The 10350-nt window shown below is 48.9% G+C and carries 1 protein-coding gene and 3 pseudogenes; 3 read left to right on the top strand and 1 reads right to left on the bottom strand.

Features of this window, described 5'->3' with window-relative positions:
- The first annotated feature begins 4 nt into the window (after positions 1-4).
- Positions 5-7461, top strand: a pseudogene (locus D368_RS03915) (beta-ketoacyl synthase N-terminal-like domain-containing protein).
- Positions 7462-7596: 135 nt separating this feature from the next.
- On the opposite strand, the pseudogene D368_RS03910 reads toward D368_RS03915, so the two are convergent.
- A pseudogene (locus tag D368_RS03910) lies at positions 7597-8806 on the bottom strand (cytochrome P450 family protein).
- Between the two features lie 288 nt (positions 8807-9094).
- On the opposite strand from D368_RS03910, the gene D368_RS03905 reads away from it, so the two are divergent.
- The gene (locus D368_RS03905; RefSeq protein WP_007611576.1) at positions 9095-9529 is read left to right on the top strand and encodes a NucA/NucB deoxyribonuclease domain-containing protein; all 435 of its coding nucleotides are present in this window, start codon (positions 9095-9097) and stop codon (positions 9527-9529) included.
- 99 nt (positions 9530-9628) lie between these two features.
- Positions 9629-10344, top strand: a pseudogene (locus D368_RS03900) (YoaK family protein).
- Positions 10345-10350: the final 6 nt, after the last annotated feature.

Genomic DNA, 10350 nt, shown 5'->3' with positions numbered 1-10350 from the left:
GGCTTTGCAAAACACTGAAGATCTTCTTTACAAACTATTGGCAGGCCAGCTGAAATCTGTCGGATTTTTTACGGAAAACGAAACGCAGCCTGTCATGCAGGGGTTTTACGGCAGGTGGCTGGAAGAAAGCATCTCCATCTTGGTGCAAAAAGGCTTTTTGAAACAGTCTGGCAGTACGTATGTGTTAACGGGTCCGATAGAGGGTGCGGACGTTCTGTGGCAAGAATGGGATGAAAAGAAAGCTCCTTTACTCAAGGACAGCAGCAAACAGGCGATGATCACCTTAGTGGAGACCGCTCTCAGAGCTTTGCCGGATATTTTATCCGGCAGAGTTTCTGCCACTGATGTTCTGTTTCCTGATTCATCAATGGAATTGGTTGAAGGAATCTATAAAAACAATGAAACGGCAGACTACTTTAATGAGGTGCTCGCTGACACATTGACGGCTTTCATTGAAGAACGACTGAAAGAAGACCCGAACGCGGAAATCCGGATATTAGAGATCGGAGCGGGGACGGGCGGGACGAGCGCGGCAGTTTTCAAAAGATTAAAAGAGGTCAAACATCATGTGAAAGAATATTGCTACACCGATCTGTCAAAGGCCTTTTTCATGCATGCTGAAAAAGAATACGGTCCCGACAATCCGTATTTGACTTATAAGCGGTTTAATGTGGAAGAGCCCCCGGCTTTGCAGGGTATAGAGGCGGGTGCATATGACGCGGTCATTGCGGCAAATGTGCTTCACGCGACAAAAAATATTCGGCGGACACTTCGCAATGCCAAAGCGGTGCTTAAAAAGAATGGGATTTTGCTATTAAATGAGATCAGCAGCCATTCGGTTTATTCTCATCTGACATTCGGTCTTTTGGAAGGCTGGTGGCTGTATGAAGACGCCAAACTGCGCATTCCCGGATGCCCTGGGCTGTATCCTGAAGCGTGGCAGTCTGCGCTGGAAAGCGAGGGATATCGGTACGTTACATTTATGGCGGAATCGTCACATCACCTCGGCCAGCAGATCGTGGCGGCAGAAAGCGACGGCGTCATCAGGCAAAAGCAGCCGGACGCGCAGGCGGTTGAAGAAATTGCGGCTTCCAAAGAGCCGGCTGATTTCACAGAACCGTCTTTCTCAGTCACAGACCGGACGGTGCAATTCATAAAAGAAACGTTAGCCAAGTCCATAAAGCTTGCTCCCGAGCGCATTCAGCCGGAAACCAGCTTTGAAAAATACGGCATCGACTCCATTTTGCAGGTGAATTTTATCCGTGAACTGGAAACATTGACGGGCGAGCTGCCGAAAACGGTCTTATTTGAACACACGAATACGAAAGAACTTGCCGAGTATTTGCTGGAAACTTACCCGGATAAGCTGCAACAGGCATTCGGAGCCGATCAAGCGCCTCCTGAAACGGAGCATCCGGAACCTGCAATGAATGAACCGGTGCCGCTTGTCACGGAAACGCGGCGATTTATCACTGAACAAAAAGAGCCAAAAGCGCTAAAGCCGGAAACAGAAACCGTCACCGATCATCGCTCAGATCGTGACGACATTGCCATTATCGGCATCAGCGGCCGCTATCCCGAGTCTGAAACCCTCGATGAGCTGTGGGAGCATTTAAAAGCCGGAGACAGCTGTATTACGGAAGCTCCGGAAAACAGATGGAAGTCCGGTCTTCTGAAAACGATGGCAAAAGAAACACGAAAAGAAGAACACAAAACACGGTGCGGCGGATTTCTGCAGCATATTGACGCTTTTGACCATCACTTGTTTGACATCCGGGAAGACCATGTGATGGAGATGACGCCTGAGCTCCGTCTAAGCCTTGAAACCGTATGGGAAACATTTGAAAACGGCGGCTACTCGTTAGAAAGAGTAAACGAATGGCAGGAATCAGACAGCGGGATCGGTGTATTTATGGGCAGTATGTACAATCAATATTTCTGGAATATCCCTTCATTGGAAAAAGCTGCGCTCAGCTCTAACGGAGGGGATTGGCATATCGCCAACCGCATTTCCCACTTTTTCAATTTAACGGGTCCGAGCATGGGCGTTACGACCGCATGCTCCAGCTCACTGAGCGCCATTCATCTCGCCTGTGAAAGCCTGAAGCTTAACAGCTGTTCCATGGCGATTGCCGGAGGGGTCAATCTCACGCTTGAACCGTCTAAATATGATGCGCTCGAACGGGCGAATTTGCTTGAACAGGGAAGTGAAAGCAAAAGCTTCGGAACCGGCACGGGCCTGATGCCGGGAGAGGGAGTCGGGGCAGTGCTCTTGAAGCCGCTCTCCAAAGCGGTTGCCGACAAAGACCATATTTACGGGATCATTAAAAGCAGCGCGTTGTGCCATAGCGGCGGAAGGCAGATGTACACAGCTCCGGATCCGAAACAGCAGGCGAAGCTCATGGCGGCTTCCATTGACAAGGCCGGGATCAATCCGGAAACAATCAGTTATGTTGAATCAGCGGCAAACGGCTCTGTATTGGGAGATCCGATTGAGGTCATTGCCCTGACAAACGCGTTCTCGCAATATACCGATAAAAAACGATTTTGCGCGCTTGGATCCGTCAAGTCAAATCTCGGCCATTTAGAGGCGGCCTCCGGGATGTCCCAGCTCGCGAAAGTGCTGCTGCAAATGGAGCGGGAAACATTAGTTCCAACCATTAATGCAAAACCGCAAAATCCGAATATCGCGCTTGAACAAACGGCCTTCTACCTGCAGGAGAAAACCGAGTATTGGGAGCGTCTGAAGGATGCCGAGACGGGAGACATCATACCGCGGAGAAGCATGATCAATTCCTTCGGGGCAGGCGGGGCATATGCAAATCTCATCGTAGAAGAATATATCAATCCGAATTCTAATCATGCCCGTCACGGCAATGAGGAATATATTTTCCCTGTGTCAGCGAAAACAAAATGGAGTTTTGAAGCCTATCTTGAGAGACTGGCGGCCTTTTTAGAAAAGACGCCATCTCTTCATCCGGCCGCCATCGCATCCGCGCTGCAAAAAAGAACGCATCATCCGGAGTATCGGGCGGCATTTACGGCTGCTTCCGTTCAGGAACTGTCGGAAAAACTGGCCGCTTACCGCATGGATCAGCGGAATCTCAATTTCTCCGATTCTGAAATCGGCCGGCGTGCGCGGCAATGGGAAAAAGGAGAGAATATCACGTTTGATCAGTTGCAGCAAGAGCACGCCGTTCATCTGCCGGCCTACGCTTTTGACCACGGGACTTCTTTTCATTTCGGTGAATCAGAAAACGCTGCCGGCGTTCAGGCGGTATACAGTGATGACGACCCATACGTGAAAGGGCATCAATTCAGCGGAGAACCGGTACTCGTCGGCGCTACATATAACAGTCTGGCAGTCGATCATTTTTGTGATCTTTTTCCTGAAGCAGAGGGAGGACATATTAAAAAACTGAATTACGTCAGCCCCATTACCGTAAAAAAGGCGATCGCATCGAGCTGAAAACAGAATCGAAACAAAACGGGGATGGATTTGAACTGAGCATAATGCACCGCAGCCGCACGTCTCCTGATTGGAGCATAGCGGCGTATGCCGAGTGCAGCCCGTATCCGTTTCAAAAGCAGCACGCGGATCTGGCGGCCATTCAGCGCTCATACCGGGAAGTGGGCCGGATAGATGAGTTATACGGAGACGGAACGGGAACCGTCGTGTGGGGAGAAGAATTTAAAACGATCACCCGCCTGTACAAAGGCACTGATGCCGTTTTAGCGAAAGTGAACCTGAACAATAGCGACTCACAACAAGCGCATCATTATGCCATAAATCCATTAATCGCCAACAGTGCTTACTTGGCCTCGCTTTCTTTATTGGACCAAACAGAGGCGAAAAGCTATCTGCCGTTCGGCATTAATTCCGTCACCTTCAGCAGCCCGGAAAATCTTACCGATTGCTGGCTGCACATCAAGCTGGCCAAACAAACGGGGGAAATGATTCTGATTAACGCAGATGTCATCAGCAGCCGATCGGAAGTGGTGATGCGTTTTGAAGGCTATGCCCTGAAACGGTTCCGCCCGAAAACCGAACAGATGAATCAGCCGGCCCGAACGGCTGTTAAGAATGCGGGAGCACCGATTTCTGCCGACAGTCTGACAGATGATATCCGCAGCTACGTCCTTGGCAAGCTCGCCAAGATGATGGATGAACCCGCGTCCTCTCTTCGTTCTGACGCGAATATCATGGAATTGGGACTTGATTCAGCGAGTCTGATCGGGCTGACAAAAGAGATCGGCCAAGAGGCGGACATCGATGTGAATCCAACATTGTTTTTCGAGTATCCGACGGCGGAGGAGCTGACCCGCCACTTCGCGTCAGCATATGAGAGCAAGTTTTCTCAATTGTTTGCCGATCATAAGCATTCAGAAGAGGCCGGGGTCACGGAAACAGAAGAGCGCACTTTACCGAAGAAACAGCATACGCCTTGTGATAACGCCGATGTCAAGCAAGGAATCGCGATTATCGGTATGTCAGCTCAGTTTCCGCAATCCCCGGATATCCAGTCTTTTTGGGGGCACATCGTAAACGGGGATCACTGTATTACCGAAATTCCGGCGGACCGCTGGGACTGGCGCCGTTACGCCGGCGATGAGAATGACACGAGTCTCAGATGGGGCGGTTTTATTGACGGTGTCGGCGAATTTGACCCGCTCTTTTTCGGAATTTCTCCTAAAGAGGCATCACAAATGGGGCCGGAGCAGTTTCTGCTTTTGATGCATACATGGAAGGCAATGGAGGATGCGGGCCTGACAAATAAGGCATTATCAAGCAGGACGACAGGCGTTTTCGTTGCCGCGGGCAACAGCGATCCGAACAATGGAACAGCCATTCCGTCCATCATTCCGAACAGGATATCATATGCCTTGAATTTACAAGGACCGAGTGAATATTACGAGGCTGCCTGCACGTCAACGCTGGTGGCATTGCACAGGGCGGTTCAATCAATCCGTCATAACGAATGTGAGCAGGCTGTCGTGGGCGCCGCCAATATTCTGCAATCGCCGAAAGGTTTTATCGGTTTTGACTCAATGGGATATTTAAGCAAAAACGGCCGGGCGAAATCGTTCCAAAAAGATGCCGATGGCTTTGTCAGAAGCGAAGGGGCGGGCGTGATCATCATCAAACCGCTTGAGGCGGCAATTGAAGACGGCGATCATATTCACATGGTCATTAAAGGAACAGGAGTGTCTCACGGCGGTAAAGGCATGTCGCTTCACGCACCGAATCCGGCGGGAATGAAGGCCGCGATGAAAAAAGCGTACGAAGACACCGATGTTGATCCGCAAACCGTCACTTATATTGAAGCGCACGGCATTGCCTCCGAAATGGCAGATGCGCTGGAGTTTAATGCAATCAAAGCGGGTTACGGCGAGTCTGCAAATCAAGAGGAAAGCGCGCCTTGTTATATCAGCACCGTGAAACCTTGCATCGGGCACGGCGAACTCGCTTCCGGACTGGCCGCCCTTATAAAAGTAGCGATGGCCATGAAGCATCATACCATCCCGGGCATTCCCGGATTTACAGCTGCAAATGAGCAAATGGTTATTCAAAAAAGCCGCTTCCGTTTCACCGAAGACAATCAGGAATGGACACAGCTCACCGACCATACGGGCAGACCGATCCCGCGCCGGGCCGCAATTAACAGCTATGGCTTCGGCGGCATGAATGCGCATGTCGTCTTGGAACAGTACAGCCCGAGCCATAAAGACAAAGAATCTGAGCATGACCCGCAGCTTATCGTGATTTCTGCTAAGAGCGAAGGGCGTCTTAAGGCGGCCGCAGGTCAGCTGGCTGATTTTGTGCAAACTGGAGATACTCCGTCATTGCGGGATATTGCTTATACGCTTCAGACCGGCCGTGAGGCGATGAACTGCCGCTTGGCACTCGTTGCCCGCAATCAAGATGAATTGCTGGAAAAACTGAAAGAGTACAGAGCATTTTCCGAAGAAAGCAATGGAATGAAAAGCTTCTTTACAGGCAGTCAGCAGACTGGATCAGGAGATATCGGCGTTTTACTGGAAGGGACTCTCGGTACAGTCGTCACGGAGACGCTGTTGGCTGAAAACAATCTGGAAAAGCTTGCATTTTGCTGGGTGAAAGGAGCGGATATACCGTGGGACAGACTCCACCAAGGCAAATCTGTTCAAAGAGTGCCGCTTCCGACATATCCTTTTGAACACCACAAGTATTGGAACGGCGGTCAGCCAGAAGAGATCAGCCTTGCACCGGTTTCCCAGGACCCTCAGTTCCGCCGCGAGAGCGCAGCTGACATTGTGGCTGACATTTTGGGGATGAAGACAGCGGAAATTGATCAAAATAAGCCGCTGACTGAATACGGATTCGATTCAATCTCCTGTATTCAGCTGCTGAAAAAACTTGAGGACGGAGACAGCCGCATCAGTCTGGAAGCTCTTCAGAAATGCAGCACTCTTCAGGAGATCGGCATGCTGTTAAAAACGAACCAACCGCATGAGGCGGGCCGGAATTTTCCCGAACTCGTCAAGTTGAATGAAAGAGAAAAAGGCCGTCCTGTTTTTTGGTTTCACGGCGGAACAGGAGGCGTTGAAGCATACCAGCCATTCGCCAAAAAGAGTCAGCGTCCTTTTTACGGCATCCAGGCAAGAGGTTTGACAGGGAAAGAGCCGCTGCAAGGAATCGAAGAGACGGCCGCTTCTTATATGAGAATCATCCAAGCGGTACAGCCGAAAGGCCCTTATGACCTCGGCGGATATTCCTTGGGCGGAATGCTTGCATATGAAACCGCGCGCCTCTTGCAGGAGGAAGGTCATACAGTAAAAAGCGCCGTCATGATCGACACCCCGTACAGTGAAAAATGGAAAGAAAGAAAACCATCTGTTAAGTCAGTCATGCTGCAAACGATCAATACGATGCTTACGGCATATCTTAAGCCTGAAAACCTTGAAGAGGCATTAATCAGCAGAGAAGACATTACCGTCCAGGCTGAGGAAGAAGAAGTATTGAAAGAATTGATCGGCCTTGCCAAAAAGCGCGGTCTGCCAAAATCCGAAGAAGCGATCCGGATGCAGCTGGAGCAAATGATGAAGACGCAGCTCGCTTACGGAATGGAAGAGTATGACATGAAGCCGCTGCCTCATCCGGAAGCGCTGCAATGCTACTACTTCCGTAATAAAAGCGGTTTGTTTCTCGGGGATCTTGAACGTTATCTGACAGCAGAGGAAGAACAAATTCCGTTAGACCATGATGCGTATTGGAAAGAATGGGAACACCAGATGAAACACTTTCACCTGCTGGACGTCCACTCTTCCAATCATGTCACAATGCTGTCGGAACCAAAGCCGCAAAATGCCATTAAGGCATTCTGCGAAAAACTGTACGCAAACAAAGGAACGATAAGCGCAAATTTCCTTAAATCTTTCAAAAAAAAGCTGGACGAAACAAATGAGTTGGTAAAACGGTAATAGAGAACGGCCGGAGCAATCCGGCCGTTTTTTTATTAATATAGAACTAAATTCATTATGTACTAAATATTCACTATTATATTGATTTCCTGTTTATAAGACATTAAAAAAACCCCCGATAAACAGGGGGCGATATTAAAATCTGACAGGCAATGTTTCAAGCCCTCTCAAAAACACATTTTTTCTCCATGTTACATCCTCGGGCGCGCCTTTCAGCTCTATATTCGGGAACCGTTTTAAAAGCGAAGTAAAGGCAATGGATGCTTCCATCCGGGCGAGCGGAGCCCCGAGACAAAAATGAATGCCGAATCCAAAAGAGATATGACGGTTCGGTGTTCTCGCTATATTTAATGTATCAGGATCATCGAAATATTCCGGATCCCGATTGGCTGAACCGATGCCGATGAATATCATATCGCCTTTTTTAATAGAAACATCTTTATAGGTGAAATCTTCAATCGCCCATCGATTCGCCATCATGATGACGGGAGAGGTGTAACGCAAAAGCTCTTCGACCGCCGTCTGGATATTTTCGGGCTGCCGCTTTATCTTCTCCATCTGGTCTTTGTGCAGAAGAAGCGTCAGGGTGCCGGAGCCGAGAAGGTTAACCGTTGTTTCAAGCCCGGCAACGACTAACAAAAACAGCATGGAATACAGCTCTGATTCACTCAGCTTTTGGCCGTCCTCTTCAGCGTAAATAAGCTTGGTTGTCAGATCTTCAGCCGGATGTTTCTTTTTCTTCGATCAGTGTTTTCATATATTGTTTAAATTCTTTGAGAGCCTGATTGGTCGCATCTTGTCCGCTTTCTGACGTGTCAACCATTGCGTTTGTCCACACTTGAAATTTGGCGCGGTCCTCTTTCGGAATTCCGAGCAGCTCGGAAATGACGATAAACGGAAGCGGTGCCGCGAAATCTCTCATGATATCAGGGTCTGCTTTTTTTTCCATTTCATCCAGCAGCTCTTCTGTGATCTGCTCTATCCCGGTGCGAAGCTGCTCAATCATCCGGGGAGTGAACCCCTGATGCACCAAAGATCGAAGACGTGAATGATCCGGAGGGTCTTTTGCCAGCATATGCTCTGAGACAAAATCGATATCTTCGCTGACATTCAGCTTCGCGATCAGCTCCTTCGGCATGACCCGTTTTACATCTCGCGTAATTCTGCCGTCTTTTAAAAACGCCATACAATCATCATAACGCGTGATGAGCCATGCCGGAAAGGTGCCTCCGAAACGCTGCAGTTCGAATTTATGTATGGGGTCCTGCTCTCTGAATCTGCTTAAAACCGCAAAAGGGTCTTCGTGAAACTCGGGTGAGTGTGGGTGAAACATTGTTTTTTCCATCTGGATTTCCCCGCCTTCATGTTTTTGAAAAGACATAACCAACAGCCGGTGCCTGCCGACCGGACGGCATTCCTCCTTTTATCTGCCGAAGACACTGATCACAACGGCTCATAAGTATGTCTAAAATATATAAGGAAACAGAAGCCGGTTCAATAGATAAATCGTAAAGCCGCCATTTTCGTTAATTATCAACAAAACAGCAAACTTTTTTTGCCAATTCATCATGTGTGTTAAATCCGGCTAATATACATATTTACGCTTCATATCAACTTCTTAAGGAGGATGTGAATGAATGCGTTTATGAAATGGGCGGCAAGTCTGCTTTTGGTGATCTCTCTTCAGTTCGGCCTTACGGGCGCCGGCATCCATTCGGACAGTGCTGCTCGTGCCGCATCCCGATACGATCAGGTGCTGTATTTCCCGCTGTCAAAATATCCAGAGACGGGAAATCATATAAAAGACGCCATTTCGGCAGGTCATTCTGAGATTTGTACAATTGATCGGGGCGGAGCGGAGAATAGAAGGAAAGAATCATTGAAAGGAATTCCGACAAAGCCCGGGTTTGACCGTGATGAATGGCCCATGGCAGTCTGCACAGAAGGCGGGGCGGGGGCTGATATCAGATATGTAACCCCGTCGGATAACCGCGGGGCCGGTTCATGGGTTGGAAATCAAATGAGCGGCTATTCCGACGGCACGAGAGTATTATTTATCGTTCAGTAACTTCTCCGGTTCGCCGGAGTTTTTTTTATGCTTTGTAAAAGCGGCGCGCCGGCTGGACATATGAAATGGTGAAGAGTAAACTTATATGTTGGAATCAGCATGAGAAAGGATTGGATCACATTGACAGTGACTACATACCGAAATATTGCACTTTTACTTCTTTGTTTAACAGCGGGAATTGTGGATGTGATCGGTTATTTAAGCCTGGGACATATCTTTACCGCCAATATGACGGGGAATATCGTTCTGTTCGGCCTGGCGATCGGCAACTCATGGCACCTTGCCGTACTCAAATCGTTAACCTCGTTAATCGGATTTATTGCCGGCGTTATTGCCGCGGCCTTGCTTGTGGGCAATAAAAGAAATCATTCTGGCCCCCTGCGGTAACTGCCGCTTTAGCTATTGAAGGAGCTGTTTTGCTGCTGTTTGCTTTGTTCTCTTGCTTTTTTGCAGATGCCATTTCTGTTTATGTGCTGATTATGCTGCTCAGCTTCGCAATGGGAATGCAGACGACAGCCGCGAGAAAACTTGGTGTAGCGGGGATTTCCACGACCGTATTAACGGGAACGCTCGCTAATTTTTTTGAAGATCTCACCGCAAGGTTTTACAAAGCGGACAAGCGGAAGCAGTTTACGAGAGATGCTGTATTGCGCGCGCTTGCCTTGGTTCTGTATTGCTTTGGGGCGGTCATAGGCGCTTTTGCCGAACCGGATTATAAGTTTGCCGTGATCTGGCTCCCGATTATCATTATTTTAGGCATTATGCTTTGCGCATTCACGATGTTCCACGGATATTCTGAAGAAAAAAACCAATAAAAAAAC

Origin of the sequence: Paenibacillus lentimorbus NRRL B-30488, assembly GCF_000411595.1 — a bacterium.
Classification (GTDB): Bacteria; Bacillota; Bacilli; order Bacillales; family Bacillaceae; genus Bacillus; species Bacillus velezensis.
This window is presented reverse-complemented; position numbering and strand designations above follow the sequence as displayed.